Annotated in this window: 21 protein-coding genes and 1 pseudogene; 13 read left to right on the top strand and 9 right to left on the bottom strand. The window is 66.5% G+C overall.

All coding sequences use genetic code 11. The annotated features are described in order from the left end of the window. Positions 1-3 precede the first annotated feature (3 nt). The 6 genes from ACYVO7_RS16620 to ACYVO7_RS16595 form a co-directional block, all read right to left on the bottom strand. Positions 4-840 carry a carbohydrate ABC transporter permease gene (locus tag ACYVO7_RS16620; RefSeq protein ID WP_406857474.1) on the bottom strand — a complete coding sequence of 279 codons (837 nt, stop codon included), beginning with the start codon at positions 838-840 and terminating at the stop codon, positions 4-6. Beyond that, positions 840-1,745 (bottom strand): carbohydrate ABC transporter permease, encoded by a 906-nt coding sequence (locus ACYVO7_RS16615; protein WP_460451056.1) that lies wholly within the window; start codon positions 1,743-1,745, stop codon positions 840-842. The genes ACYVO7_RS16620 and ACYVO7_RS16615 overlap by 1 nt, the downstream gene beginning before the upstream one ends. A gap of 5 nt (positions 1,746-1,750) precedes the next feature. Continuing rightward, entirely contained in the window at positions 1,751-3,013 is a 1,263-nt protein-coding gene (locus tag ACYVO7_RS16610; protein ID WP_460450920.1) for an extracellular solute-binding protein, read from the bottom strand. 94 nt (positions 3,014-3,107) lie between these two features. Continuing rightward, the gene (locus ACYVO7_RS16605; protein ID WP_460450919.1) at positions 3,108-4,115 is read right to left on the bottom strand and encodes a tyrosine-type recombinase/integrase; all 1,008 of its coding nucleotides are present in this window, start codon (positions 4,113-4,115) and stop codon (positions 3,108-3,110) included. 90 nt (positions 4,116-4,205) lie between these two features. Next, positions 4,206-4,565, bottom strand: a complete 360-nt coding sequence (locus tag ACYVO7_RS16600) for a GntR family transcriptional regulator (RefSeq protein ID WP_460450918.1) — start codon at positions 4,563-4,565, stop codon at positions 4,206-4,208. Then, positions 4,543-4,839: a YciI family protein gene (locus tag ACYVO7_RS16595; RefSeq protein WP_460451055.1), complete on the bottom strand. Its 297-nt coding sequence runs from the start codon at positions 4,837-4,839 to the stop codon at positions 4,543-4,545. The genes ACYVO7_RS16600 and ACYVO7_RS16595 overlap by 23 nt, the downstream gene beginning before the upstream one ends. A 90-nt stretch (positions 4,840-4,929) precedes the next feature. Here ACYVO7_RS16595 and ACYVO7_RS16590 point away from each other — a divergent pair. The 11 genes and pseudogenes from ACYVO7_RS16590 to ACYVO7_RS16540 form a co-directional block, all read left to right on the top strand. Further along, positions 4,930-5,190 (top strand): annotated as a pseudogene (locus ACYVO7_RS16590) (SDR family oxidoreductase); the annotation flags it as partial. Between the two features lie 728 nt (positions 5,191-5,918). Beyond that, positions 5,919-6,857 (top strand): LysR substrate-binding domain-containing protein, encoded by a 939-nt coding sequence (locus tag ACYVO7_RS16585; RefSeq protein ID WP_460450917.1) that lies wholly within the window; start codon positions 5,919-5,921, stop codon positions 6,855-6,857. A 142-nt stretch (positions 6,858-6,999) separates the two neighbouring features. Beyond that, positions 7,000-8,520 (top strand): FAD-dependent oxidoreductase, encoded by a 1,521-nt coding sequence (locus tag ACYVO7_RS16580; protein WP_460450916.1) that lies wholly within the window; start codon positions 7,000-7,002, stop codon positions 8,518-8,520. A gap of 28 nt (positions 8,521-8,548) precedes the next feature. Then, positions 8,549-10,105, top strand: coding sequence for an ABC transporter substrate-binding protein (locus ACYVO7_RS16575; protein ID WP_460450915.1), 1,557 nt, complete (start codon positions 8,549-8,551; stop codon positions 10,103-10,105). Positions 10,106-10,110: 5 nt separating this feature from the next. Continuing rightward, on the top strand, positions 10,111-11,070 hold the full coding sequence (locus ACYVO7_RS16570) for an ABC transporter permease (RefSeq protein WP_460450914.1): 960 nt from the start codon (positions 10,111-10,113) through the stop codon (positions 11,068-11,070). Between the two features lie 9 nt (positions 11,071-11,079). Beyond that, a complete protein-coding gene (locus tag ACYVO7_RS16565; RefSeq protein ID WP_460450913.1) occupies positions 11,080-11,904 on the top strand; it encodes an ABC transporter permease in 825 nt (274 codons plus the stop codon). Then, positions 11,901-12,872, top strand: coding sequence for an ABC transporter ATP-binding protein (locus tag ACYVO7_RS16560; RefSeq protein ID WP_460450912.1), 972 nt, complete (start codon positions 11,901-11,903; stop codon positions 12,870-12,872). The genes ACYVO7_RS16565 and ACYVO7_RS16560 overlap by 4 nt, the downstream gene beginning before the upstream one ends. A 34-nt stretch (positions 12,873-12,906) precedes the next feature. Then, positions 12,907-13,884, top strand: coding sequence for an oligopeptide/dipeptide ABC transporter ATP-binding protein (locus tag ACYVO7_RS16555; protein WP_460450911.1), 978 nt, complete (start codon positions 12,907-12,909; stop codon positions 13,882-13,884). Positions 13,885-13,887: 3 nt separating this feature from the next. Then, a complete protein-coding gene (locus tag ACYVO7_RS16550; RefSeq protein ID WP_460450910.1) occupies positions 13,888-14,757 on the top strand; it encodes a pyrroline-5-carboxylate reductase family protein in 870 nt (289 codons plus the stop codon). A gap of 30 nt (positions 14,758-14,787) precedes the next feature. Next, the gene (locus tag ACYVO7_RS16545) at positions 14,788-16,848 is read left to right on the top strand and encodes an oxidoreductase (RefSeq protein ID WP_460450909.1); all 2,061 of its coding nucleotides are present in this window, start codon (positions 14,788-14,790) and stop codon (positions 16,846-16,848) included. A gap of 114 nt (positions 16,849-16,962) precedes the next feature. Then, positions 16,963-17,889, top strand: a complete 927-nt coding sequence (locus ACYVO7_RS16540; protein WP_460450908.1) for a 2-hydroxyacid dehydrogenase — start codon at positions 16,963-16,965, stop codon at positions 17,887-17,889. Positions 17,890-18,136: 247 nt separating this feature from the next. Here the strand turns inward: ACYVO7_RS16540 and ACYVO7_RS16535 are convergent, their stop codons facing one another. Together ACYVO7_RS16535 and ACYVO7_RS16530 are read right to left on the bottom strand one after the other, a co-directional pair. Further along, a complete protein-coding gene (locus ACYVO7_RS16535; RefSeq protein WP_460451054.1) occupies positions 18,137-19,432 on the bottom strand; it encodes an NAD(P)/FAD-dependent oxidoreductase in 1,296 nt (431 codons plus the stop codon). 22 nt (positions 19,433-19,454) lie between these two features. Then, a complete protein-coding gene (locus ACYVO7_RS16530; RefSeq protein ID WP_460450907.1) occupies positions 19,455-20,162 on the bottom strand; it encodes an HAD-IA family hydrolase in 708 nt (235 codons plus the stop codon). 110 nt (positions 20,163-20,272) lie between these two features. Between ACYVO7_RS16530 and ACYVO7_RS16525 the strand changes: the two genes are divergently transcribed. Continuing rightward, positions 20,273-21,250 carry a LysR family transcriptional regulator gene (locus ACYVO7_RS16525; protein ID WP_460450906.1) on the top strand — a complete coding sequence of 326 codons (978 nt, stop codon included), beginning with the start codon at positions 20,273-20,275 and terminating at the stop codon, positions 21,248-21,250. Positions 21,251-22,933: 1,683 nt separating this feature from the next. On the opposite strand, the gene ACYVO7_RS16520 is transcribed toward ACYVO7_RS16525, so the two are convergent. Then, positions 22,934-24,988, bottom strand: a complete 2,055-nt coding sequence (locus ACYVO7_RS16520) for a BTAD domain-containing putative transcriptional regulator (protein ID WP_460450905.1) — start codon at positions 24,986-24,988, stop codon at positions 22,934-22,936. Between the two features lie 143 nt (positions 24,989-25,131). Between ACYVO7_RS16520 and ACYVO7_RS16515 the strand changes: the two genes are divergently transcribed. Continuing rightward, entirely contained in the window at positions 25,132-25,512 is a 381-nt protein-coding gene (locus tag ACYVO7_RS16515) for a hypothetical protein (protein WP_460450904.1), read from the top strand. The last annotated feature ends 527 nt before the right edge of the window (positions 25,513-26,039 follow it).

Here is a 26,039-nt window from a genome sequence, read left to right as displayed (position 1 = left end):
GGTTCAACCCTTCAGACCGGCCAGCACGACGCCGCGGACGATGTAGCGCTGCAGGACCAGGAAAACGAGAAGCGTGGGCAAGGTGGCGAGAGCCGCGCCGGTCATGATCAGCTCCCACTGGATCTGCTGTTCGACCGCGAAGCTCGAGAGCCCCACCGGGAGCGTGTACAGCTCCTTGCTGGTCGTCACGATCAGCGGCCAGATGAAGGCGGTCCAGTTGCTCAGGAAGGTGAAAATCGCCAGGGCGGAGAGCGCGGGGGTCACGAGCGGCATGGCGATGCGCCAGAAGATCGCGAACTCGTTCAACCCGTCCACGCGCGCGGCTTCGAGGAAGTCGTTGGGCACGGTCTCGAAGAACTGCTTCATCAGGAAGGTCCCGAAGGCCGTCATCATGCCCGGGAACATGATGCCCCAGTAGGTGTCGAGCCATCCGACGTTGCGGGCCATCACATACCAGGGAATGACCAGCATCTCCGTTGGCACCATCAGGGTCGACAGGATGGCCAGGAAGACGAAGTAGCGGCCCCGGAACTCGAACTTCGCCAGGGTGTAGCCGACGAGGCTGTCGAAGAACACGTTGGACAGCGTCACCACGGTCGCCACGCCCATCGAGTTGGCGAACCAGCGCAGGAAGCGGCCGTCCGACAGCACCGCGACATAGTTGTCCAGCGTCGGGTGGGCCGGAACGAGCCTCAGGTCATAGACCTCGGACGACTCCTTCAGCGAGGTCGAGAACATGAACACCAGCGGCAGGATCATGGCGAGGCCGCCCGCCAGGAGCAGGACCCACGCCACGGCGCGCCCGAAGCCGGCCCGCGACTGCAACGCGGAGGCGCTCATCAGCGATCCCTCAAGAGGCGCAGCTGCACGAGCGAGACGCAGAGAAGGGCCAGGAACAGCACGACGGTCTGGGCCGCCGCATAACCCATGTCGAAGGACGAAAACGCCGTCTGGTAGATGAGGAGGACGAGCGGCTTGGTGGCGTTCAAGGGTCCGCCCGGATCGTTCGTGGTCATGTTGTAGACCTGGTCGAAGATCCGCAGGAACCCGATCGACGAGAAGACGACCAGGAAGATGATGGTGGGCCGCAGCAGCGGGATGGTGATGCGCCTCAGGATCGTCAGGTCCGACACCCCGTCGATGCGCGCCGCCTCATAATAGGTGGTCGGGATCGCCCGCAGTCCGGCGAGGAAGATAATCACCTGGAAGCCCAGCCCCGCCCAGATCGCCGGCGCGAGCACGGACGGCAGTGACTGGGTGGTGGACCGCAGGAAAGGCTGCTGCGCGATCCCGAGCGTGGCCAGGACGTCGTTGAAGAGCCCGATCGGAACCGGTTGGTAGAACCACCGCCAGACCCAGGCCATGGCCGCCGCCGTGGTCAGGAAGGGCAGGAAATAGAGCGCCCGGATGAACCCGTGCAGGAAGCGGACCCGGTCCAGGTGATAGGCGATCGTGAACGCCAGCACGAGGCTCAGGGGCGTGCCGATCGCCAGATACAGCACGGTGTTGCGGAACACCTGCCAGAACACCGGGTCCGACAGGAGCCTCCTGAAATTCAGCAGCCCGACGAAAGCCGGCTTCGACAGGAGGTTCCAGTTGGTGGTGGAGAGATAGAAGGCCTCCGCCGTCGGGTAGAACCGGATGGTCGCGTAGAACAGGACCGGGACGGCCAGGAAGGTCCAGGCCCAGACCACCTGTTTCTGGCGAAGCCCGAGCCCGGCCTGGCCTCCGATGAGGCTCGACAGCCGGGTCACTTCGGCGCGTAGAAGCGGTCCAGGATCGCCTGCTCCGCCTTGGCCGCCTCCGCGAGCGCGGCCTTCGCGTCCTGGTTCTGGATCAGCACGCGGTTGGCGAGGTCGAGCGCGACCTGGCGCTGGCCCGCCTCGTCGACGAAGACGGTGGCGGTGGAGTAGTTCAGCGCCTTCAGGAACGGCCCGTAGATGGGGTTGGCGAGGTTCTTGTCCGTCTCGGCCGCGGCCTTGCGGGCGGGCAGCTCACCGACCATGTCGAGCCACACCTGCATGGCCTCGGGCGAGGTGACATAGGCGAGGAACTTCTTGGAGGCCTCGAGCTTCTCGCCGGTCGCCTTGGTGGTGATGGCGTTCACCCAGTAGCTGGCGAAGTCGTAGCGCTTGCCGTCCGGCCCGGCCGGAAGTTCGGCGACGCCCCACTCGAAGCCCTTGATGCCGTTGAACGCGCCCAGGCGGAAGCTGCCGTCGATCGTCATGGCGGCCCGGCCGGCGCGGAACGCGGCCTGCCCCTCGTCCATGAAGCCGGCCTGGCCGACCTTGTGGACGCGCTGGAGGTCCGCGTACCAGTTCAGGGCCTTGGCGCCGGCCTCGCTGTCATACGTCACCTTCTTGTTGTCGTCGCTGTAGGGCGCGCCGCCCATCTGGCGCAGAAGCGTCTCGCGCCACCAATGATAGTCCTGCCCGGGGAAGTCGAGCGTGATCCCTTCCGACAGCAGGTTGCCGGCGGCGTCCCGCTTCACCGTCTTCTTGGCGAAGTCGAGCAGTTCGTCATTGGTCTGCGGCGGCTTGGCCGGGTCGAGGCCCGCGTCCTGGAAGAGCTTCTTATTATAGAAGAGCGCGAGAGACCGCACCGCCGTCGGCAGGCCGTAATAGTCGCCGTTGCGCTTCATCGCCGAGACGATCGGGTAGAACTCCTTCTCGATCGTCGCGGGCGGAAACGCGTCCTTCGGCAGGGGCTGCAGGAACTTGGCGCCCACGAAGTTGTCGAGCCAGCCATAGAACAGCTGGACCACCTCCGGCCCCTGCCCCGCCGGAAGCGCGGCGGCGATCTTGGTCTGGTAGTCGGCGTAGGGGAAGGTCGTGTGCTTGACCTTGATGGTCGGATTGGCGGCCTGGAAGCGCTTGATCAGCTCGTCCATCGCCTTGATGCGGGCGTCGAACACATACTGCCAATACTCGATCTCGACCGTCTGGGCGGCCGCGCCGGCCACGGACCCGAGCGACAGGGCCAAGCCAAGCAAAATTCCCCGAACGCCCAGCATGGCTTTACTCCCTACAAATCGCGAACGCCCGCCTCCATGGCGGCGCGCGCATGCTTGTATGGCGCCCGGGACGTGTCAAACGGATTGTTGCAACTTACGGATGCGTCCCGCCGGCGCGACGCCGTATCCGCCCTGCCTGTATGTACCCGGCCGTCGTTTCAAAGCTCTTGTGGCGCAGCTGCGCCTGGATGACGTGCCCTGGGACGTCGTTCGACGCCGCCGAGGTGGCCAGGCCGGATCGCAGGGAGTGTCCGGAGAAGCGTCGCGCCTCCGCCACCGCCTGTTCCGCGCTTGCCCCGCCGTCCCGTGACGCTGCCGTGACCGCTCGCTTCAGCACCAAGGCGACCGCTTCGCCGGTAATCGGTCGCGCGCCCAGACGCCCGTGCCGGCTGATCTGGCGAAATGCAGCGCCGTCCTGAATACCCGAGACCGTGAGCCAGCATCGCCAGGCGAGGACAGGGCAGGTCTCTGGGTGAGTCCCGAAGGGGACGCCGATCGTGCTCCCCTCCCCTGTCTGGTCGGTCTTCGAGCGGGCGACATGGACCAACAGCCCGTCGCCGGTCAGTTCGACAAAGGAGCAGCAGAGGGCGGGGGACACCCTCAGGGCGGCGAGCTCCGAGCGGCGCAGGGCGGCGGCGAACCCGATGAGCAGGATCGCCCGGTCGCGTGCCCCAGACAGCGTCTCAGCTGGCAAGGCTGCAACGAGCCGACGCAGATCCGTCGTCAGCAACGGCGCCTTCTTGGCCGCGGGCGCCCCCTTCGTCCGGCAGATCCCGCGCCATGCCTCACGAAATCCAGCGTGACCTGTTTCAAGGTCATGACCGGCGTTCCGGTGCATGTCTCGGATGGCAGACAGCCGCCGTCGTGGCGTGGAGACTTTCAGCCGGTCGGCGACGTCGATCAGATACGCCAGCACGACCATGGGCTGGGCCGGGACCGGCCGGACCCCCTTCGCCGCGCACCAGGCGCAGAAATCGGCGCAATCTTTCCGGTATCCCAGCCTGGTGTTCTCTGCTTTGGAGGAGGCGGCGTAGGCGCGGGCCCGCTCCGCATAGGCCATGATCGCCGCAGGGGCGCCGCTTCCGTCCATGTAGCTCGTCATTCATTAGTTCCGCGTGCGCCTTGGCCAGGTTCTCACCCGGAACCAATCTGTATCGTGCTGCGGCAATGCGGACGGGTTGCGGCCTTGGTCTCAACCTTCCGGTAAAACGGGCTTACCGGAAGCTGATAAACGCGGGCGGCGGATAGAGCCCGTGCCGCGGCCCTCTTGCAGGATCCTGCAGTCGACGAGATCGCGAAGGTAGCTGAGGGACGGTTCGGGCGCGACCGAGTAGCCGCTGTAGAGTTCGAATACGACAAGCCGTTCGGCCTGGAGCTTGGCCAAAGCCTCTTGAAGCGGCGACGAGCTGACGCCGAGGTCACGGACAAGGGCGTCGATGTTGAGGCGCGCGCCCGGGGGAAGGTCACGGTCGAGGATGCGTCCCTTGATGATCTTGTAGGCCTGCTCGGCCAAGGTCGTGCGAGTGACCTTACGTGCGGGGCGTTCGCTCACTGATCGCGCTCTCAAGCCACCCTGCGCCGGTCGAAAACCCGGTGCGAACACGTTTGAACGTGCAGGATGTGACCAGGCCAGCGGAGACATAGGGATCGCCGTCGTGGAAGCGACGCGCCTCTTCCGCATTGGGAACATCGACCAGGTAGAAGCTGCCATCACCGGCCTCCCCATCCTCAGTAGGCTTGGCGCCTGCCGCTAGGACTATGGCGACGCGCTCCTCGAGGTAGCGCAAGTGGGCGGGCCTGAACTCAGCGCGGGCAGACGCCGCAATGCTCCCCCGACCGCGCTGGGATTCTTTTGTCTAACCCGCTTCCGCCGGGGCCGCGACGCCTCGTTCGCGGGCCATGCTGACGAGGGCCTTGTGCGGGTCGTGCGCGTCGCGGCGGGCTGGATCTTCACGGAATCTTCCAACCACCTGGCCGCGCGCCTCGCGCAGGAGGCCGGCACGGATCTGGAAGGCGGCAAGAAGATCATCATGGACTCGATCGGCGGCATTCCGATCGGGCGGCCCTCGCGGCCCGAGGAGGTCGCCAACCTCATCGCCTTCCTGGCGTCCGATCGGGCAGCGACGATCACCGGGACCGAATACGTCATCGACGGCGGAACCGTCCCGACGGCCTGACCCTCAACCGCCTTTCCCGGCGTCTCGCCATGGAAACAGCCGCGATGAACTCCGTCTCGACCACGATGGAGCACATCTCATGACCAGGGGCTCCTTCTGGCCGCGACGAGCGCGATTGGCCTCTCTTGCCGGGGCAGCGCACCAACACGTATTGACAGTGTTGGCGCCCAAGAGAGGATTGTCCCTTCTCCTTTTAAACGCCAGAAATATCAATGGCTTGCTGTCGCCAGGAGGCCAGCCTGTGTAACACTTCGGTGTGATTCTGTCGAGCAAGCCATCAAGCCACGTGATTGTCCGCGCGAGGGCCTTCGCTTGCGGGCCAGTGTTCAAGTCTGGCCCGCACCCGGGGCAAGCCGCACAGGTCTGCAGTGCAAACGTTCGGTTAACGAATTCCCGTCGTGCGGCCCTCACCGGTTTTGACGAATGAACCCTCAATTGCGCGCCAACGCGCAGATCGACGTCAGCCTGGGCCGGACCGTCTCCGCCATGGTGGAGCCCGGGCTCCGTGACGGCGTGCATCCGGGCCGGCTCCGGCGTGGCGTTCCGTCCCTTCGCGCCGCGGCTCTTCGTGCCGATCCAATGTTTCGGCAGCCCAACCGACAGGCCAGCGGGCCGCCGAGGCGTTCAGCGCCAGCCTGCCGCCGCCGCGGTTCCGGCTTCCATGATGGAGGTCACCTCGTATAGGAACGACAGAATGCGCCTCGCGCCCCACCGGATCCGCAACGGCCGTGAACATCCGACAGCTCGAGGCCTTCAGGGCGGTGATGATCGCGCGCTCCACCACAGGGGCAGCGGAACTGCTTGACGTGTCGCAGCCGGCGGTCAGCCGGCTCATCGTCCAGCTCGAGGCCTCGCTCGAGCTCACCTTGTTCGACCGCTCCTCCGGGCGGCTCGCGCCCACGCCCGAGGCGCTGCTGCTGCACGAGGAGGTCGAGCGCACCTTCGTATCGGTCGACAAGATCCGGGAGCTGGCGCGCGAGATCAAGTCGGCCGAAGCCGGCAGCCTCAACCTCGCCGCCTTTCCGCTGATGGCGCTGGGATTCCTGCCCAAGGCGATCCGCGCCTTCAACGATGCCCATCCGCGCACCCGCATCTCGCTGAACGTGCAGATGTCCCCAAAGATCGAGGAATGGGCCGCGGCCCAGCAGATCGATCTCGGCTTCGCCGAATATCCGCTGGAGCCCGGGACGTTCCAGCGCACCGGCATCGACGTGGAGGAGTTCGCCCGGTTCAACTACCTCCTGGGCGTGCCCGCCGGCCATCGGCTGGCGTCCCGCCGCGTCGTCGGCCCGCGCGACCTGGAGGGTGAGCGCTTCATCTCGCAGACCCGCAACACGGTCGGGCGCATCCTGATGGACCGCCTGTTCGACAAGGAGGGCGTGCGGCGCGAGCTCGTTCTGGACACGCAGGTCATCGCGGGCGTGGCCACCTTCGTCTCCTACGGGCTCGGCGTCGGCTTCATCGATCCCTTCACGGCGCTCGACTTCGCCGACCGCCAGATCGTGCCGGTGCGCTTCGAGCCCGCTCTGGAGATGCGCATCGGCATGCTGCACCCGACGCACAGGCCCATGTCGCGCACCGGGCGAGATTTCGCCGGGATCCTCCGGCAGCGCCGGCGCGAAACCCTGGCCGAGGTCGAGCGGATGCTTGACCGCAAGGGCCTATAACCAAAACGCATACACGACGCATCTGGATGTATTTGACGGCATACGGAAAGCCGTCACACTGCAGGGGTCACGCTTTGGAGTGCGAGCCCCGTGCGTTCCGCCAACTTCATCCCGCAATATCGCCGGACACGGGCCTAGCACCATGCCGCGCGCCCCGCTCACTGCTCTCGAGGGAGCCGACTTCGACGCCGTCGTGGTCGGCGGGGGCGTCAACGGGGCCAGCGCGGCGCGCGAACTCGCCCAGGCCGGCTACAGCGTCCTCGTCGTCGACAAGGGCGACTTCGGCTCCGGCGCATCGTCGCGCTCGAGCCGGTTGCTGCATTGCGGACTGCGCTACCTCGCCCCCGGCCGCTCCATCCTGGACTTTATTCGCCACCCCGGCCGGTTCCGGGTGGCCCTCAGGATGGCGAAGCTCGCCATGGAGGCGCGCAGCGAGTTCGTGCAGGCGAGCCCCACGCGGGCGGTCGCCATGAAGCTGCACTTCCCGATCTACCGCGACGGTCCCTACAAAGGGTGGCAGGTCGATCTCGCGTTCCGGCTCCTGCGCGGGCTCGGGCCGAAGGACCTGCCGCTCGACTATGAGCGGCTCTCGCCCGCCGAGGTCGCCCGGATGCCGCTAATTGGCGGCTTGCGGGACCAGGACCGGCTCGCCGGCGTCGCCCGCTTCCGCGAGTACCAGTTCGACTGGCCCGAGCGCATCTGCGTCGACGCACTCGCGGACGCCGAGCGGGCAGGCGCCACGGCGCGCAACTACACCTGTGCCGCCCTGTCGCGCCCGGATGCGGACGGGACCTGGACGGTGGAGCTCACCGACATGCGCGACCAGGCCGCGCCCGTGACCGTGCGGGCGAAGTCGGTGGTCGTCATGGCGGGCGTCTGGATGGACGGCTTGCTCAAGGGCGCGGCGCCGCAGGCTGAGCGCAAGATCTTCGGCACGAAGGGCTGCCACATTGTGGTCAAGCTGCCGGACGAATGCCGTGGCCTGGGCATCGCCACCCTCAACAGCCGCGACGAACCGTTCTACTGCATCCCGTGGAAGCATCTACACTATTTCGGCCCGACCGAGACCCAATACCGCGATGACCCCGACCGGGTGTTCGTGACCGAAGAGGAATGCGACGGCCTGCTGACCGAGGCCAACCGGCTCCTGCCGGCGCTGCGCCTGACGCGCGCCGACGTGCGCTTCACCTGGGCGGGCGTTCGGCCCCTGACCTATGATGAGGCGGTCCCCTTCGGCAACCGCTCGCGCGTTCTGCACGACCTCAGCCAGGACGGGCTGCCGAACGCCATCGCGATGACGGCTGGCCCGGTGATGACCCATCGCTCCGCCGGCCGCGAGGTCGTTGCCGCGCTGGCGCACAAGTTGCAACCTACGCGAAAACCTATGCGAGCCGGCGCCTCATCCGAGGCGTCAAGCGCAGCCGACGCCTTGGCCTATGCCGAGACTCTCGCGGACGTGATGTTCCGGCGCACCGGCGTGGCCTGGAGCGATCCTTTCGACGACGCCGTCGTGGCGAAGACGGCGGCTGACGCCGGCGCCCTGCTGGGTTGGGACGAGGACCGGACGCGGCGCGAGATCGCCGCCTACCGGGCCGAAGCGGACGCGATCTTCCGGCCGGGAACCCGGATGATCGGTGCATGGAGCGAGGCGCCGGCGACCTGACGCCGGACGCCTTCTTGTGGAGGGACTGATGAACGAGCACACCATAAGCCGCAGAGCGGCGCTGAAGATCGGGACCGGCGCGGCCGCGCTGGCCGGGCTACCCTGGATGAGCTCCGCAGCCTTCGCGGCCGATGAGCTGCGCGCCGGCATCTCGGGCTTCAACGTCATCAACACGCTCGACCCCGCCAAGGCCAGCCTCGTTCCGGAATTCTTCATCATCTACGGCGTCTTTAACGCTTTGCTGAAATTCAATGAGAAGATGGAGATCGTCCCCGACCTCGCCGAGAGCTACACGGTGGTGGACCCGACCACGACCGAGTTCAAGCTGCGCAAGGGAGTGAAGTTCCACGACGGCGGTGAGATGACGGCCGAGGACGTGAAGTTCTCGATCGAGCGCCTCATGGACGAAAAGCTCGCCTCGCCCAACCGCGGCAAGGTGACGGCTATCTCGGCGATCACGGTGGTGGATCCCAACACGGTCCGCATCACGACAAAGACGCCCTACGCGCCGCTGCTGAACTACCTCACCAACACCCGCACGGGCACGCAGATCGTGTCCAAGAAGGCCGTCGAGGCGGCAGGCGCCGACGGTTTCGGCCGCAAGCCGGTGGGCACCGGCGCCTATATGGTGAAGGACTGGAAGTCGAACGAGAGCGTTGATCTCGTGGCGTTCGACGGCTATTTCGGCGGCAAGCCGGCCATCCGCACGGTCAAGATCCCGTTCATCGCCGAGGAGTCGAGCGGTATGACGGCGATCCTGGGCAACCAGATCGACCTCACCAGCACGGCGCCCTTCGCCGACGTGCCCGGGCTGGAGAAGCGCACCGCCGAAGTCACCGTGCTCAAGCAGCCGGGCCTCAACACCCGCTATTTCGCCCTGAACGTGAAGAAGGCGCCCTTCGACGACGTTCATTTCCGTCGCGCCGTCTCGATGGCGTTCGACCGCAACGTGCTCGTGAAGGCCGCGATCTTCGGCGAGGGCGTCGCCATTCCGGGCGTGCTGCCGCCCTCGCTGTGGCCGGAAGGCAAGGGCTTCACGTCAGAATACACGACTTTCAATCCCGAAAAGGCCAAGGCAGAGTTGGCCAAGTCCAAGTATGGCGCCGGCACGGAAGCCACCGTGATCATCTGGGGCTCCAACTGGTGGCGCCGGACCGGCGAGATCATGGTCGGCATGGTCAACCAGACGCTGGGGACCAAGTTCCAGCTGCAGGCCATGGAGTTCAACGCCGCCTTCGCGAAGGCCAAGGTCGGCGACTATGACGCGCTGGTGTTCGGCTGGCTCGGCCTCGTGGACGCCGACGAGTATCTGGGCGAGATCCTGGGCTCCAAGGGTTTCCGCAACATCCAGGGATACAGCAGCCCGAAGATGGACGCCCTGCTCGAGAAGGCCCGGGGCGAAATGGATCCGGCCAAGCGACGGCAGGTCTACCGCGAGGCCGACATGCTGGCGGTCGAGGACATGCCGGTGCTGCCCTGCTTCTGTTCGAACGTGCACAACCTCGTGCGCCCGAACGTAAAGGGCTTCACGCAGCTCCCTTATTCCAACTTCGCGGACCAGTTCGCGAAGATGACGGTAGGCTGACTGACATGGCGCGCGCGATCAGCGTCGGCCGGGTCTCGAGCAGGCTCGGCGGCGTCGCCTTGCTGGCCCTGCTCGGCTCCGCGACGGTGTTCTTCGTCATGCGCGCCGGCCAGGGCGACCCGGCCATCTCGGTGCTGGGCGACCAGGCCACCCCGGAGGCCATCGCGGCCTTCCACAAAAAATGGATGCTGGACGACCCGCTGGTCGTCCAGTACTGGCGCTGGCTGTCCGGCGCCGTGATGGGCGACTTCGGCCAGTCCATGACGGTGGCGGGCGGGCGGCCCATCATGGGCCTCATCGGATCGCGGCTGCCCAACACCCTGTTCATCGGTTTCTATGCGCTGATCATCGCCGTGGCGGTATCGCTTTTCGCCGGCACGCTCTCGGCGCTGCGGCATGGCAAGTTCACCGACACGGCCGCGACCTCCCTGGCGGTGCTCGGCATCTCGATGCCGGATTTCTGGCTGTCCTATGTGCTGGTCTACTCGCTGGCGCTGGGGCTCGGGATCTTCCCATCCTACGGCTTCACGCCTCCGGCCGACTCCTTTACGGGCGCGCTCTATAGCGGTTTCCTGCCGGCGCTGGCGATCGCCGCCCCGATGGCGGCGGCTTTCACCCGCATCCTGCGCACGGCTCTGCTGGAGACGCTGTACCGCGACCACGTCCGCGTCGCCCGCTCGCTGGGCTATCGAGACGCCTTCGTGTTCATCCACTTCGTGCTGCGAAACGCGCTGATTCCCTATGTGACGGTGATCGGCCTGCAGGTGCGCTACCTGCTTGGCGGCACCGTGGTTGTGGAGCGCATTTTCGGCATCCCGGGCGTGGGGGCGCTGATGGTCGACGCGGCGTTCGGGCGCGACTACCCGCTCGTGCAAGCCTGCGCCCTCACCTTCCTGCTCAGCGTGCTGCTGGTGAACTTCGTGGTCGACCTCGTCTGCGCCGCCCTCAACCCCAGACAGGCCTGAGGGGGCGCCATGAAAGCCATCATCGCCAATCGCCTCGCCCTCGTGGGCGCGATCATCACCGCGATCGTGCTGGCGGGCGTGATCGTCGGCCCATGGCTGTCGCCCTACTCGCCGACCGACGCCGACTTTATGGCGCTGCTCGACCCACCCAGCGGCGCCCATCCGTTCGGCACCGACTCGTTCGGCCGCGACGTCCTCACCCGCATCCTCTACGGCGCGCGCGTGTCGCTCACCGTCAGCGTATGCGGCGTGCTGGCGGGCGCGCTGATCGGCACGACCGCGGGTCTCATGGCCGCCTATTTCGGCGGCTGGTGGCAGGCCATTCTCATGCGGGTCTCCGACCTGCTGTTCTCGTTCCCGAGCTTCGTGCTGGCGCTCTTCCTCATGGTGGTGCTCGGCTTCGGGGTGGTGAACATCGCGGTCGCGATCGCGCTCATCTACGCGCCGATTTTCGCACGGCTGTCCCGCAACATGGCCGTGCTGGTGAAGGACGAGCCCTGGGTGCAGGCAGCCTCGCTGATGGGCCAGTCGACCTGGAGCATCATCACGCGCGAGATCCTGCCCAACATCGCCGCCCCCGTCTTCGTGCAGGTCGCGCTCGCCGTCGCGTTCGGCATCGTGATCGAGGCGGGCCTGAGCTTCCTCGGCCTCGGCGTGCAGCCGCCCAACCCATCGCTCGGCTCGATCATGGCTGACGGCCGCGAATATTTCGGCCGCGCGCCCTGGGTGCTGACGCTCTCCGGGGTCGCCATTTCGGTGGCGCTACTAGGGCTGAACCTGCTGAGCGACGGCGTGCGCGACCTCATGGATCCCAAGCTGAGGGCCCGACTGTGAACGCGTCCGCGCCCCTGCTCGAAGTCATGAACCTGCGCACCTCCTTTGCGGTCGGCGAACGCCGCGTGAAGGCGGTTCGCGGCGTCAGCTTCACGATCGGCGACGAGGAAGTGCTCGGGCTGATCGGCGAGTCCGGCTCCGGCAAGACCGTGACCGGCCTGTCGTTGCTGCGGCTCTTGCCGGACCATGCGGCGATCGAGGCCGAAGCCATCCGGTTTCGCGGCGAAGAGCTGTCGAATCTCGACGAGGAGGCGTTCCGGCGCCTTCGCGGCGTGCAGCTGGCGATGATTTTCCAGGACCCGGTGGGGTCTTTCAATCCCGCGAAGACGATCGGGTGGCACCTGGAGCACGCCATCGCGCGCCGCTCCGAGACGGACAGAAAATCCTGGCAAGCCGAGGCCGAGAGCCTGCTGCAGGACGTGGGCATCCGGGCGCCCGAGCGCGTGCTGTCGTCCTACCCGCACCAGCTCAGCGGCGGCATGCTGCAACGCGCCCTCATCGCCATGGTGATCGCGCTGCGGCCCGCGCTGATCATCGCCGACGAGCCGACCACCAATCTCGACAACCTCGTCGAGCGCCAGATCCTGGAGCTGATCCGGGTGCATCAGCGCCGCCTCAAGGCCTCGGTGCTGTTCGTCACGCACGACCTCGCCATCGCTGAGGACATCTGCGACCGCATCGCGGTGATGTACGCCGGCGAGATCGTCGAGATCGGCCCGGCGGACGCGGTGCTGCGCAACCCGCAACATCCGTATGCGGCCTGCCTGCTGCAGACCTCGATCTCGCTGGAGCAGCGGCAGGAATACCTGTTCGAGCTCGCCGGCGAGCCGGGCGGCGCCATCCCGGACGAGGGCTGCGCCTTCGCGGGCCGTTGCCCCAAATCGATGCCGCAATGCCGGACCATCCACCCGCAGATGCGGGCCGTTGGCCCCGACCACCAGGCGAGGTGCCTCCTCCATGGGGACTGAGCCGACCGCCCTCCCCGGCCAGCCTGGGCCGACCATGCAGCTGTGCGATATCGTGCTGGATTTCCGCACGCGCTCGGGCTTCGGGCAGGACAAGGTGTTCCGGGCGCTCGACGGCGTCAGCCTGGACGTCGCGCCGGGCCAGATCGTCGGGCTCGTGGGCGAGTCAGGCAGCGGCAAGACGACGCTGGGCAAGACCATGCTGGGCGTCCACCGGCCCACGTCCGGCGCCATCCATTATCGCGGGACCGACCTTGCGGCGGCTTCGCCGAGCGTCTGGAAGCCGCTCCGGCGCGATCTGCAGATGGTGTTCCAGGACCCGCTCTCGTCCTTCAACCCGCGTTTCACGCTGGGCAGTTCGCTGGCCCTGCCGCTCGCGCTTCACGCCATCGTGCCGAAACAGCAGATCCCGGACGAGGTCGCGTCTCTCCTCACCCGCGTGGGGCTGACGCCGGACCACGCCAGGCGCTACCCGCACGAGCTCTCGGGCGGGCAGCTGCAGCGCGTCGCCATCGCGCGCGCCATCAGCGTGCGGCCGCGCTTCATCGTTGCCGATGAGGCGGTGTCAAAGCTCGACGTCTCGGTGCGCGCGCAGGTGCTCAATCTGCTGAAGCGCATGAACCGTGAAACGGGCGTCGGGCTCGTGTTCATCACCCATGACCTCGGCGTGGCGCGGTTCCTCTGCGATCGGATCGCGGTGATGTATTTCGGCCGAATCGTCGAGCAGGGGCCGACGGAGTCCATCTTCGAGGACCCGAAGCATCCCTATACGCTAAGCCTGTTGCGGGCGCGCCAGCATGACCGGGCGCCCGTGGCCAGCGACGCCGACGAGGCGGGCCTCGTCATTCCGGACCCGGCGCGGGCCTGCCACTACGCTCCGCGCTGCGCCCGACGGCTGCCGCAATGCCTCGTGGAGCGGCCGCGCCTTGGCGAACCCACGCATGCTTTTGCGTGCTTCAACCCGGTTCCGGCCGCCGCTGCCGCCGCACCCGCGCCCGCCGCGATGAAGGCCTGAGCCATGGCGACCGGATTATCCGCTCCTCCTTTGCTCAGTGTCGGCCTTGTCGGTCTCGGCCGTATCGGGACCGTGTTGCTGACGGCGCTCGGCCGGTTCGCTACAGATACCGCAGTCCTGGCCACCGGCCGGGACCCGGCGCGCGTGGCCGCGAGCGTGGCGAACTGGCCGATGGCCCGGGCAGTCGACGCTGAAGAGCTCGCTTCGACCGCCGACCTCGTGGTGCTGTGCCTGCCGTCCGGCGCCTACCGCGAGGCGGTCGAGAGCTTTGCGACGCGAATGCGGCCGGACGCGATCCTGGTCAGCGTCACCAATGGCGTTTCGCTGGAGGATCTCGGGCGCTGGTGCGCGCAGCCCGTCATCAAGATTATCCCCTCGCCCGCCCATGCAGCCGGTCGCGGCGTCTGCCTGCTGACGCCGGGGCCGCGCGCTACGGCCGGACAGGTTGAGCGCGTGCGCGCGCTGCTGGCCCGCTTCTGCCGGCCGGTGCTGACCGACCCGGCGGATGGCCGCATCGCCTCCAATCTCGCCGGTTGTGCGCCCGCCATCCTGGCCGGGTTCTGCGGCTCCTTCCTGGAGGCGAACGCCGGCCGGGCCCGGGCGCTCGATCCCGCCGAGCTTCGGGCCGTGATGACTGAATCCGTCGGCGCGCTCGCGGCGCTGCTGGACGAAGGCGCGCGCTTCGAGGACGTGGTCGCCCGCACAGCCACGCCGGGCGGCCCCACCGAGGCGGCCATCGCGGCGCTGAACGCCGGTGCGCCTGCGCTTTGCGCGCGAATCGTCGACGCGACATTCGAGCGCGAAGCGCAGCTTCTCGGCATTCCACCACCACGATCGAACACGGCCGCACCGGCTACCACCGGCCAAGGCTGACCCGCCCAAACCCCTATCGGAGCGCATCTCATGTCGTTCGCTGAAGCGATCCTCGCGCCGGCCGCCGCCGCGCGCGACCCCCTGCTGCAACCTCTTCGCATCAAGAACCTGGTGCTGAAGAACCGAGTCATGAGCACCAGCCACGCCTCCGGAATGGAGGAAGGCGGCATGCCCAAGGAACGGTACCAGCTCTACCACGAGGAAAAGGCCAAGGGCGGCATCGCGCTGAGCATGTTCGGCGGATCGTCCAACGTGGCGCCCGACAGCCCCAACATCTTCCGCCAGCTCAATGTCGGCACGGACGACATCATACCCTGGCTGCAGCAGTTTTCCGAGCGCATGCACGTCCACGGGGCGGCCCTGATGGTGCAGATCACGCATCTGGGCCGGCGCGGCGAGCCCTATGCGGACAAATGGCTGCCCACCATCGCCCCCACCGCCATGCGCGAGACGCTGCATCGCAGCTTCCCCAAGGAGATGGACGAGCACGACATCAAACGCGTCGTGCAGGCCTATGCAGCGGCCGTGCGACGCTGCAAGGAGGGGGGCCTCGACGGTGTCGAAACGCTGGCCGGGGGCCACCTGATCGGCCAGTTCCTGTCTCCCTCCACGAACCACCGCACAGACGGCTATGGCGGCTCGCTGGAGAACCGCTGCCGCTTCGGCCTCGAAGTGTTCGAGGCGATCCGGCGCGAGGTCGGCGACGACTACATCGTGGGCATGCGCTATGTCATCGACGAGGGCGAGACGGGCCTCTCCATGGGCGACGCCATCAAGGTCGCGCATGTGTTCGAGCGCACCGGGATGCTCGACTTCTTCAACGCGATCTACGGTCGCATGGACACCGAGCGGGCGCTGGCGGTGGCCAACATGCCCGGCATGGCGTCCCCCATCGCGCCGTGGCTGCAGCAGGTGGGAGCCTTCAAGCGCGAGGTCGGGCTGCCGGTGTTCCACGCGGCGCGCATCTCCGACATCGCGACGGCGCGCCACGCCATCCGCGAGGGCCTGCTCGATATGGTGGCGATGACGCGCGCGCACATCGCAGACCCGCACATCGTGCGCAAGATCGAGGCCGGCGAGGAAGACCGCATCCGCCCCTGCGTGGGCGCGACGCATTGCCAGTCGCCGTTTCGGCCGCATTGCCTGCACAATCCCTCCTCCGGGCGCGAGAAGGACCTGCCGCACGCCATCGCGCGCTCGGACCGGGCCGGCCGCAAGGTCGTGGTGGTGGGCGGCGGACCGGCCGGCCTGGAAGCCGCGCGGGTGTCGGCCGAGCGCGGGCACGAGGTCGTGCTGCTGGAAGCGGGCGCCAAGCTCGGCGGACAGCTGCTGCTGGGCGAGCGCGCCAGCTGGCGGCGCGACCTGATCGGCATCGTGGGCTGGCGCGCCGAGGAGATCCGGCGCCTCGGCGTCCGGGTGGAGCTCAACCGCTACGCCGAGGTCGAGGACGTGCTGGCCGAAAGCCCCGACGCTGTGATCGTCGCGACCGGCGGCGTGCCTGACATCGACTGGATCGACGGCGCCGAGCACTGCACCAGCGTCTGGGACGTAATCGGCGGCGCGACGCCCCTCGCCGCAGAGGTCCTGGTCTATGACGGCACTGGCCGACACCCGGGCCCGCAGGCCGCCGAACTCGCCGCCCAGGAGGGCCGCAAGGTCCAGTTCGTATCCATCGACGCCCAAATCTCGCAGGAGCTCACTTACGCGGAGCGGGTGATCTGGAAGAAGCGCATCTACGAACTCGGCGTGCCGATGACCTTCGACCACGAGATCGTCAAGGTCGAGCGCCGTGGCAACCGCATCGCGGCGACGTTCCGCAATCTCGCCTCAGAGCAGCTGATGGAGCGCGAGGCCGACCAGATCCTGGTGGAGCACGGCACCCGCCCGGCGGACGATCTCTACCACGCGCTAAAGCCCCACTCGGCCAATGACGGCGTCACCGACATCGAAGCGCTGCTGGCGCTCCAGCCGCAGCCCCTGCACCTTCGCCCGGAGGCGCGCATCGAGCTGCACCGCATCGGCGACGCCGTGGCGAGCCGCAATGTCCATGCCGCCGTGCTGGACGCCATGCGGCTCTGCCGGGCGCTGTGACGGTGGTCATGGCTGGCAGCAGGCGCTCCTCTCTGCCCCCTTCGGGGAGAGAATGAGGGTGGAGGTCGCCTGCGGCGGCGCTGCTTTTTCAGTAAGGATTGAAGGCGAAGCAGCATGACTATTGTCCGCTACATTGATTGCACGACGCTGATGCGCGAGCTGCTGGGCGATCACCCACAAGAGGCGGCCAAGATGGACGTCTTCGTCGGGGATCCCGACCGGTCTCAACTCGCCACGATGTTGCGGGACGCGGAGCTCGTGATCAACGGCCACACCGCCATGGACGCGGAGCTCCTCGCCGAGGCGCCGCGGCTGCGCTCGATTGTGTTTCTGGGCAGCGGCCCCGGCAGTTACATCGACCTCGCGGCGGCCGAACGGGTCGGCGTCGCCGTGCATCGCGTCACCGGATATGGCGACCGGGCCGTGGCGGAGCACGCCTTCGCGCTGCTGATGGCCTGCGCCCGGGACGTGGCCGCCATGGACCGGCGGCTCCGGGCGGGCGAATGGGGACCGCGTGAAGGCGTCGAGCTCAGCGGCAAGACGCTGGGCGTCATCGGCCTTGGCGGCATCGGGCGGGAGATGGTGCGCATCGCCGCCGGCTTCGGCATGACGGCGCTCGCGTGGAGCCGGAGCGGCGTCGACCCTGCCCTGCCCTGCTCGGCCGCGAGCATGGTCGAGCTACTGGCGACGTCGGACGTCGTTTCGCTGCACCTCGCGCTCACGCCCGAGACGCGGCGCTTCCTCGATGCGAGGCGCCTCGGGCTGATGAAGCCCGAGGCGATCCTGATCAATACAGCCCGCGGAGCGCTGGTGGACGAAGCCGCGTTGATCGACGCGCTGCGGTCCGGTCGGCTGCGCCACGCGGGCCTCGACGTGTTTGACGTCGAGCCGCTTCCCGCCGGGCATCCGCTGACGACTCTGCCCAACGTGACCCTCACGTCCCACGCCGCCTACATGACCCGCGAGGCGTCGCAGCGGCTCCTGGCCGCCGCACTCGATATTGTGGCGGCCCAGCGGCTCGGGCCGGAAGCCCAGGCCTGATACAGGCCCCGCGCTCGGCCCCCAAGGCGCCGGCCAGTTCGGCACTTCCAGGCGCCCCTTCCCGGTCAACGGCCGCGAGCACGCGGCCGCCGAGCGACGGTGATGCCGGCGCCCATGAGCTACGACATCAGCCCGACTTCTGCGCCCCATCGAACTTCGCGCGTATACCGTTAGTGGCACATCGCATTTTGCGGGGCGCGGCGGGTCCGGTAAGCCGATTTCCGGAGCAAGCCGCGGGCGGGGCGCGTTAGTACCCCAGCTGGTCCAGGATCTGGTACCAGCCCGCGACGCTCCGGACGGCCGGTTCACGGAGGAAGGAGAACGGGATGTTCTCAGGCCGCGGACGACGCATCAGCCCCAGGTCAGGTTCATCCCCAAATGCGAGATCAAGCGCATGTCGTCCCAGCAGGCTGGCCATGGCGATGCCCGTGCCATTGTAGCCGACGCAGAACGCCGCTCGGTCGTTGAGGCGGCCGATCTGCGGCAAGCTGTCGAGAGTCATTGCAACCAGGCCGGACCAGCGATGAGTGACGGCCTTGTCCGCGAGCTGGGGAAAGATGCGCTTCATGGCCGTTTCAAGAGCTGCGAAAGCAGAAGCGGAGTCCGCCTTGCCGAACGCACCGCGACCGCCGAAGAGTACGCGGTCGTCGACCCGACGGAACCACCGCATCATGCGGCGGGTCTCGCTATAGCTGCGTCCGTGCGGAAGCAGCGTCTCGAACAGGCTCGGTGGAAGCGGCTCCGTGGCCACCATCGCGCTGCGGAACGGGATGACCGCGCCTCGCACAGCCCCCGTGGCGCCAGTTACGGTCGAGTAGGCGTTGGTGGCGATCACCATCCTCGGCGCGCGCAGGCGCCCGCCGCAGGTTTCCAGCTCGAACGTGTCCCCGTGCGGCCTGATGGCGAGCACGGGGGAACGCTCGAAGATCGCGCCGCCTTTTTGCACAACGCTCCTTGCGAGCCCGCGGGCGTAGTTCAGGGGATGGATCACGCCCGCATGCCGGTTGAGGACGCCCCCGACAAAGGCATCGGTCCCGGTCTCTTCCGCGATCGCTCCCGCGCTGAGCACGTTCAGGCTCTCGTCGCCCAGGGCGCCGCGCGCCGTCTCGGCCTCGGCGACGAGCCGCTCCAGCGCGCGCGCGTTGTGGGCGCACCTGAGATTCCCGGTTTGGGCGAAAGCGGCGGCGCGAATTTCCAGGTCGGCGACATAGCCGGCCACGCAATCCATCGCCTCGTGCCCCAGCCGACTCATTTGGCGCGCCGTCTTCACACCGTGCCGGCGCGCCATGTCGACCAGTGAGACCCTGTACTTGGTCGAGACGACGCCGCCATTGCGGCCGGAGGCTCCGAACCCGACTTCGCTGGCTTCAAGCACCGCCGGCCGCAGCCCCCGTTCGACCGCGCGTAACGCCGCCGACAGGCCGGAATACCCGGCCCCCACAATCGCCACGTCGGCGTCCTGTTCGCCGGCCAGCGGGGTGGAGGCTACTCCCGGCTCCGCTGTCTCTCGCCAGAGCGAAGCCGGGAGGTTCAGGCTGTTCATCAGCGGCGGACCCATCGGCGCTTCAGCGGGCGAACTCTCGTTCGACGGCGTCGGCCAGTTCGCCGAGGCTGGAGAAATGGAAGTCTGGCTTGGTCACGGCCTTGGGTTCCGGCGTCCCGCCGAACCCCTTCATGCCCTGACGGCGCTCGATCCAGCAGACCTTGTACCCGAGCTCGCGAGCGACCCCGATGTCATGGTGCTGGCTCTGGGCCACATGGAGGATGTCTTCCTGCCTGTAGCCGAAGGCGGACTGGCGACCCAAGTTATAGGAGAAAAAGCGCGGGTCGGGCTTCGGATACTGGGCGTCGTCGACCGTGACGCTGTCGTGAAATGGCAGCCCGAGGGTGTTCGCGCAGGCGCTGTAAGCGACGCGGTCGAAGTTCGTCATGGCGACCAGGCGGAACCGGCGACGCAGCCTTCGCAGCGCTTCGGCCGAATCCGGAAAGGCCGGGTATTGGAAGAAGCGCCGCATGAAGGCGTCTCCCGCAGCATCGTCGTGCGGCAGGCCGAGTTCCCTGGCGGCATGAAGGTAGACGTCCCTCATGACGACGCTCGATCGGCCGGGCAGCTTCTCACGCCCGACAAGGTAGGGAGCGAAGATCTCCTCGTCGCTGAGCCGTTGCGCAGCAGCGCCGCCAATGGCGCGGAACGCATCCAGGATGCCTTTTTCGAAATCAATGCACGTTCCGACGATGTCGAAGGTCAAAACCTTGAAGTCTGCGAAAGTCATTCTACGACACTCCGGTGGGCCGCCGCGACGACAGCGTGTGCAACACATACTGGCCGGTGGACCCGGCGCCAGCAATCCGACAAATTCTCAGCGGGGGGTTACATTCTGTAATGTCGAAACTTCGTCGGCTGCTTCCGTCCCTAAACGGTCTCCTCGCCTTCGAGGCGGCCGTTCGGTGCGGCACGTTCGCTCGTGCAGCGGAGGAGCTTGGCGTCACAGGACCGGCGGTGAGTCGGACCATCGGTAGGCTGGAGGACTATCTCGGGGTCAAGCTGTTCCTGCGCAAGCCTACCGGCGCGGAACTGACGACGGAGGGTTCTGACCTGTTTGCGGCCGTGACCAAGGGCTTCAGCGAGATCGAACGGTCGCTGACGCGGCTCACCCAATCGCGGAGAACCGGCCGAAGGCCCATCGTGCTCTCCGTGTCATCCGCATTCGCGACCCACTGGTTCATGCCTCGCCTCGCGGCCTTTCACGAGCGGTTCCCGGGCGAGGAGATCCAGTTTCAGCTCATGTCGGGCGCAATGCGGGGGCCGGTGGACGGGGTCGACCTAGCGATGCGCTATGATTACGAGCCCGGCGGCGAGGAGGTGCTTCCGCTGATGGAGGAACTGCTCTTACCCGTTTGCGCACCTAATTTCGTTTCGACGGACCGCGCTGACGCGATCGGGTTGGATCCATTGCCCCGGATGATCACGTTGAGCGACGCTCAGCCAGACTGGTCAAGCATCGTCTCCCGCGCAGGGGAGCCATTCAGCGTTGAGCAGTTCGCCCTGGCCGACTACTCGCTCGTCGTACAGGCAGCGCTTGTGGGCCAAGGGATCGCCTTGGGGTGGCTCAATACCGTGTCTCTCCTCCTGGCTCAGGGCACGCTGGTGCCCGCATCCAAATCAGTGATCCGCACCGGGCGTCAATGTCAGCTTGTCCTCGGACAGAGCGACAGGCGCACGGTGCTGTGTGAAATCTACAATTGGATTAGATACGAGCTCGCCCAAGATATGATCGCAATCAAATCCAAGTACCCCGATGTCTCCGGCCTACAACTTGATTCAAGTGCGCCGGCCACCGAGCCAAGTGACGACGCGTGATCTTTATCACCGTCAGAAGGATCGCCTCCAGACGCAGGAGATGGCGCGCGTCCAATCGGGCAGGATTAAACAAATTTCCAGCAGCTCTTCGGTGATCTTGATTACGTGCTCGGCACTACAGCCTTCTCAGATATTGTCTGTCCGGCAGCCGCACGCTGAACGTCGAAGTTTTCATGCCTTGTGCTCAGGGAGGGATGCTCCACTACGTCCGTGTGCTCCTGGGGGGCCAATTAGACCTCCTACCCTTTGCTCCCCGCTACGATGTGGCACCCGATTTGTCGAGCGTGCAACGTCACCCAAGTTGTCGCTCAGGTGGCCTGATCAGTACGGCAGCCGAAAGCGCCGATGTAGACGTTGTCCGAGACATTGAACGCTGCCAACGGCGGATGGCATTAAGAGATTCGACGTCCACGCCTTCGGCGGTGAGTGTCGCGATGAGGCAGTCGTGCCCTTTATCCCTGGCGCAAAGCAGAATTACACCGCGACCGCTCTTGCCCCTGAGCGGACGTTTGACGCTTCTGCTTTTCGGCGTGCTAGGTTCGCGGCAGGAACTCGCCGCCAGCCAGGCGAATCTGCGGCTTGAGCTTCATCTCGCTCGGGGAAACGCAGGTGTCTCCCGCACCGTACGCGGACAGGCTGACGGGCATGACAACGCAATGACCGGGGGGACAGGCACAGCGTGACCGGCTTCGTGGTAGCCGGCTACCCGCTCAATCGTGACCTTCTTCCGTGTCGTCCACCGCATGTCGAGTGTGCCCGGCCTTCATGGTCCAGGCGCCAAGCTAGCGCGCGGCGCCGCCGACGTGCGTAGTCTCTTGCAGGTGCGCTTTTGCCTCCGCCATTGTTTCGAGCATCCTGCGGGCTGCCTTGATGTCGAGCTTCGGATCAGCGAAGACGACTTCGCGAAAACGCCGGATTTTGGTTTACAGCGCCTTCGAACGGAGGCCGGCGCTGTGGGCGGGCGAGCTTCTGTGGGTTGCGCAGGGCTGGGCGCATGCTTGCGACCCACCGGCGGGCGAAGGAAGGACATCGCCGCGCAGAACAACGTGGCTCGTGACGTGATCCGCGGCTTAGCCATTGTGTGACTCTCGGACTAGTCGATGTCAGGCTCTTGACTATGGGGAATGCAGAAATGAAGCAGGAGATCAGGATTAGGCCGCCGGTTACAGCGGATGGAGATGCTTGGGCGCGGCTCTACGCTGGCTACGACGCGTTTTACGGAGTCGAGCAAGATGAAGCCATGCGGAATCGCGTGTGGAGTTGGATCCACGACCAGGCCCACGTGGTTCAGGCGTTGATGGCGGAGTACGCGGGCCAGCTCATCGGCCTCGCCCATTTCCGCGCTTTCGCCCGCCCACTGTCAGCTTCAACCGGAGGATTTCTCGATGACCTTTTTTGTGGATCCCGGAGCGCTGCGGGTCGGGAGCGGCAGAAGCCCTGGTCGCTGCAGTCACGGCGGAAGGCCGAGCTCGCGGCTGGTCTGTAATCCGTAATCCGATGGATCACGGCTGAGAACAACTATCGCGCCAGAGGCCTATACGACCGAGTCGCGGAACGAACGAAGTGGGTTACATACGATATTCGAATCTGAGCGAGGTTGGAAGGGCGGAACAGACAAAACGCTGGCCAACCGGTTGGGCGCGGTCGCCCGCTCCAAGTCCCTCCGCTGGGCCGTCCAAGCTCTCAATCGTGCATGACACCAATCGCGTTGAGGTCTCGCGCCCAGGTCGGTTTTAGGATGGGAGAAAGAGGGCGCCGGATTTCCTGGATAAAACTGGGCGTAGTTTGGATCGCGGGCGCATTCGAGAGCGTCTGCTGGGCCTCGTCGCGCTGACCGAGCCGCCCATAAAGGACCGCAAGGAGGGCGCTCGGCCGCATATCGCGTTGTCGCCGCAAGGTCTCGAGAGCCAAGGCGTCTTGGCCTTGCAGATAGTAGACCCACGCCAAGTTCCGGAAATACCAATCTCGGGGCGCCGGGTCCCGATCGATTGCGCTCTTGAGCCAAGCCGCCGCCTTATCGACGCGCCCAGCGTTGGCCAACAGCTCCGCCAAATCCGCCTGCGCCCGTGAATTGTGGGGCGCCATTGCGTGAGCCGCCTCCGCTTCCAGGATTGAGCGCCCGAAATCCCCCCGGCACCATTGGGCCAGCTTGGCCTCTAACCAGTGGCTCAGCCAGTCTTCGACCCGCGTCTTGCGCGGCGCCCGAGCGACCTCGCCCCCGAGCCGGCAGGCTTCGGCCAGATCGGCTGCCGGGTTGCTGCCGTAACCGGCCTCGACTGCGGCACGGTAGCTGAATGCGAGATCGAGCCGAAGGCGCAACGAATCCGGATAGCGGTCGAGGCCCTTTCGCCAGATTTCGCGCGCCGCCGCGTGCGAATGAGGATCGAACCGCATTAGGAGCTGCTCGCCGCGGCGGGCGTAGTCGTGCTCGAGGAGATCCCCGTCAGGCTTTCGCCAGGCCTGCCGCTGTTCCTCCTTCTCGATGACGCCCGTGAACCCGACCAGCGTCTCGTTGATGCTCTCCGCGATACGAGCCCGCAGCAAGGATGATCCTCCACTCGAGCTCGTAAATTCGCCGGACCAGACGGAGACGCCTGTTCGTGTGTCGGCGAGCTGCGCGCGGACGCGCAGGTCGTCGCCGGTTCGGCGAAGTTCGCCGGTCGCAACGTATTGAGAGGGCGCATCCCGACTCTCGCCCACAGCAATGGCCGTCGGTCCTACCGCATGGCGCCCAACAACCAGGCTCAGACCGGGATAGGACGCCAAGATCGAGGCGAGCTCAGCGGCAAGCGACTCGCCCTCTTCCTTGTCCATCGCCTCGCCTTGCGCGACCGTGAACGGTAGGACCGCCACCGATGGGGCTGCTGACGAGATAGAAGGGCGTTGGCGAAAGGGCCCGGCCGAGAACAAGGCGACGGCGCTCAGGGCCAGCACAGCAAGTGCCGCGGCCCCGCCGACCCAGCGGCTTTCGGTCGGGGCCGCCGATCTCGCCCGTATCGACGAACGCTCCGCGCGCGGGGAGGCCACGGTTGGCCGGCTGGCCAAAGCTTCCGCCAAGGCCGCAGTCTCTGGGTCGACATCGACGCCGAGTTCATGACGGAGCTGCCGCTTAGCCCGTTCGAGATGGCGGAGCGCGCTGGCGCGTTCGCCCTGCCCGTTGAGGCATAGCACCACCGTCCGATGGGCCTCTTCGCAGAGAGGATCGAGTTCAAGCGCGCGCCTTGAATGAGCCAGTCCGACGGCGAAATCGCCTCGTGCGAGGTCGTTTGCGCAGATGTCCAAGGCTGCGCGTAGCGCCCTCTCCTGGAGGTCGCGTCTTTGCGCGACCAGCCAGCTCTCCGCTTCAGGAGACAAGGACGGCTCACCATCCAGGAACGGTCCGCGATATAGGGCGAGCGCCCGCATCTTTGCGTCGGGGTCGCCTGCGGCCAAGCGCTGAAATTCGAGGGCGTCCGTTTCGATGAGGGCGTCACAAATGAACAGATCTCCGTGTTCGTCTTCTAGAACAACGCCCTCGCCGAGCGATCTGCGCACGCGATAGATGGCTTGCCTGAGGGTTTTGCGTTGTTCGCTCTCGTCACAGTCGCGCAGGAGCATCGCCACCCCTTGGCGCGGGACGGGAGTTGGTTGCAGAGCCAGGAACGCAATCAGAAATCGTGCACGATCAGGAAGCGCCGCCACGCGTCCGCTCGCATCGAGCACGCGAAATCTTCCGAGTAGCTGCAGAGCGATACGCATTTTCAGCACCGAGGCTGGCGCAGTCTACTCCGTCTTTTGAAGAACGGGCAGGTTGACGAAGCCAAGACGCGGCGGTGACGGCCGCGAGACGGGCTGCAGACGCACCCGGTTCATCCTCCGAGCTCAACCCATGGAGGAACACAATGACCAGCTCCGAGTCTTTCCGCTTCGTCTTGGCGATCGCTGTATTCCTGTTCGGAGTCCCGGCGGGCGCCCACGACACTATGGCCGACGGAAACCCCTCCAACGACTGGCTGGAGGGCGTCCGGAATGGCGGCGGCGCCCTGTGCTGCGGCGCAAACGATTGCCGCCCCATCCCGACTGAAGCGGTCTCGGCGATGCGCGACGGTGAACTTGAGGTCACCATCGCCGACCGGCGGTATACGGTCCCGCTCACTAACGTGCTGGGCGCCGCCAGCCCCGACGGCCGCGCCTGGGCCTGTCCCGACGTTCGCTCGAGCCCGGGCGGTTTCAACTACAGCGTCCGGGGAATCAGGTGCCTTTTGCTCGCCCCCGGATCATAGGCGGTGTGCGTTCGCTGCTTGTGCCGGCGAGGCGGGATCGCAATTACTCCGGCAGGTCGAGCTTGAGCGCCGTGACGAACGGCGACAAGGGAATTCCCCGCGAGCGCCACGCTTGGTTCCGGTTATTGGCGGCGCAACGACCACCACCCCCCGCGCGGCGCAGATGCTCGTCGAGGATCGGACATCGCAGAATGCGATCGCGCCTTTATCGGTGCTTTCCTGTTCAGCCTGGTCGGGATCATTGCGCTTCGCACCGGCCTTCATGGGGTGTCCATAAGTCCATCGTTGCGGCGGTCCTAGAGGTGGACTTCACCGGTGTGGTGGCAACGTCCGGTACGGGTCGCCGAGCCGGTGCGGCCGGCGTATGGGGCTAAACCGCCCATCTGCAACGTCCGCTTCTTGGGACGCGACCTAGTTCCGCTCCTGGCGGATGTCGTTGAAAAAGTCGCCTCGCGGCCGGCGGGGATACGCGGGCGGCGCAGGACGAGGACCGCCTTCGTCCTCAGGCTGGCATCATCTGCGGTCCG

The sequence above is a fragment of the Alsobacter sp. SYSU BS001988 genome, assembly GCF_054796215.1.
This window is presented reverse-complemented; position numbering and strand designations above follow the sequence as displayed.

Coding starts and splice junctions, on each gene's coding strand:
- ACYVO7_RS16620 (WP_406857474.1), bottom strand. CDS start 840: ATGAGCGCCTCCGCGTTGCAGTCGCGGGCCGGCTTCGGGCGCGCCGTG.
- ACYVO7_RS16610 (WP_460450920.1), bottom strand. CDS start 3,013: ATGCTGGGCGTTCGGGGAATTTTGCTTGGCTTGGCCCTGTCGCTCGGG.
- ACYVO7_RS16605 (WP_460450919.1), bottom strand. CDS start 4,115: ATGACGAGCTACATGGACGGAAGCGGCGCCCCTGCGGCGATCATGGCC.
- ACYVO7_RS16580 (WP_460450916.1), top strand. CDS start 7,000: ATGCCGCGCGCCCCGCTCACTGCTCTCGAGGGAGCCGACTTCGACGCC.
- ACYVO7_RS16575 (WP_460450915.1), top strand. CDS start 8,549: ATGAACGAGCACACCATAAGCCGCAGAGCGGCGCTGAAGATCGGGACC.
- ACYVO7_RS16570 (WP_460450914.1), top strand. CDS start 10,111: ATGGCGCGCGCGATCAGCGTCGGCCGGGTCTCGAGCAGGCTCGGCGGC.
- ACYVO7_RS16565 (WP_460450913.1), top strand. CDS start 11,080: ATGAAAGCCATCATCGCCAATCGCCTCGCCCTCGTGGGCGCGATCATC.
- ACYVO7_RS16555 (WP_460450911.1), top strand. CDS start 12,907: ATGCAGCTGTGCGATATCGTGCTGGATTTCCGCACGCGCTCGGGCTTC.
- ACYVO7_RS16550 (WP_460450910.1), top strand. CDS start 13,888: ATGGCGACCGGATTATCCGCTCCTCCTTTGCTCAGTGTCGGCCTTGTC.
- ACYVO7_RS16545 (WP_460450909.1), top strand. CDS start 14,788: ATGTCGTTCGCTGAAGCGATCCTCGCGCCGGCCGCCGCCGCGCGCGAC.
- ACYVO7_RS16540 (WP_460450908.1), top strand. CDS start 16,963: ATGACTATTGTCCGCTACATTGATTGCACGACGCTGATGCGCGAGCTG.
- ACYVO7_RS16535 (WP_460451054.1), bottom strand. CDS start 19,432: ATGAACAGCCTGAACCTCCCGGCTTCGCTCTGGCGAGAGACAGCGGAG.
- ACYVO7_RS16530 (WP_460450907.1), bottom strand. CDS start 20,162: ATGACTTTCGCAGACTTCAAGGTTTTGACCTTCGACATCGTCGGAACG.
- ACYVO7_RS16525 (WP_460450906.1), top strand. CDS start 20,273: ATGTCGAAACTTCGTCGGCTGCTTCCGTCCCTAAACGGTCTCCTCGCC.
- ACYVO7_RS16520 (WP_460450905.1), bottom strand. CDS start 24,988: ATGCGTATCGCTCTGCAGCTACTCGGAAGATTTCGCGTGCTCGATGCG.
- ACYVO7_RS16515 (WP_460450904.1), top strand. CDS start 25,132: ATGACCAGCTCCGAGTCTTTCCGCTTCGTCTTGGCGATCGCTGTATTC.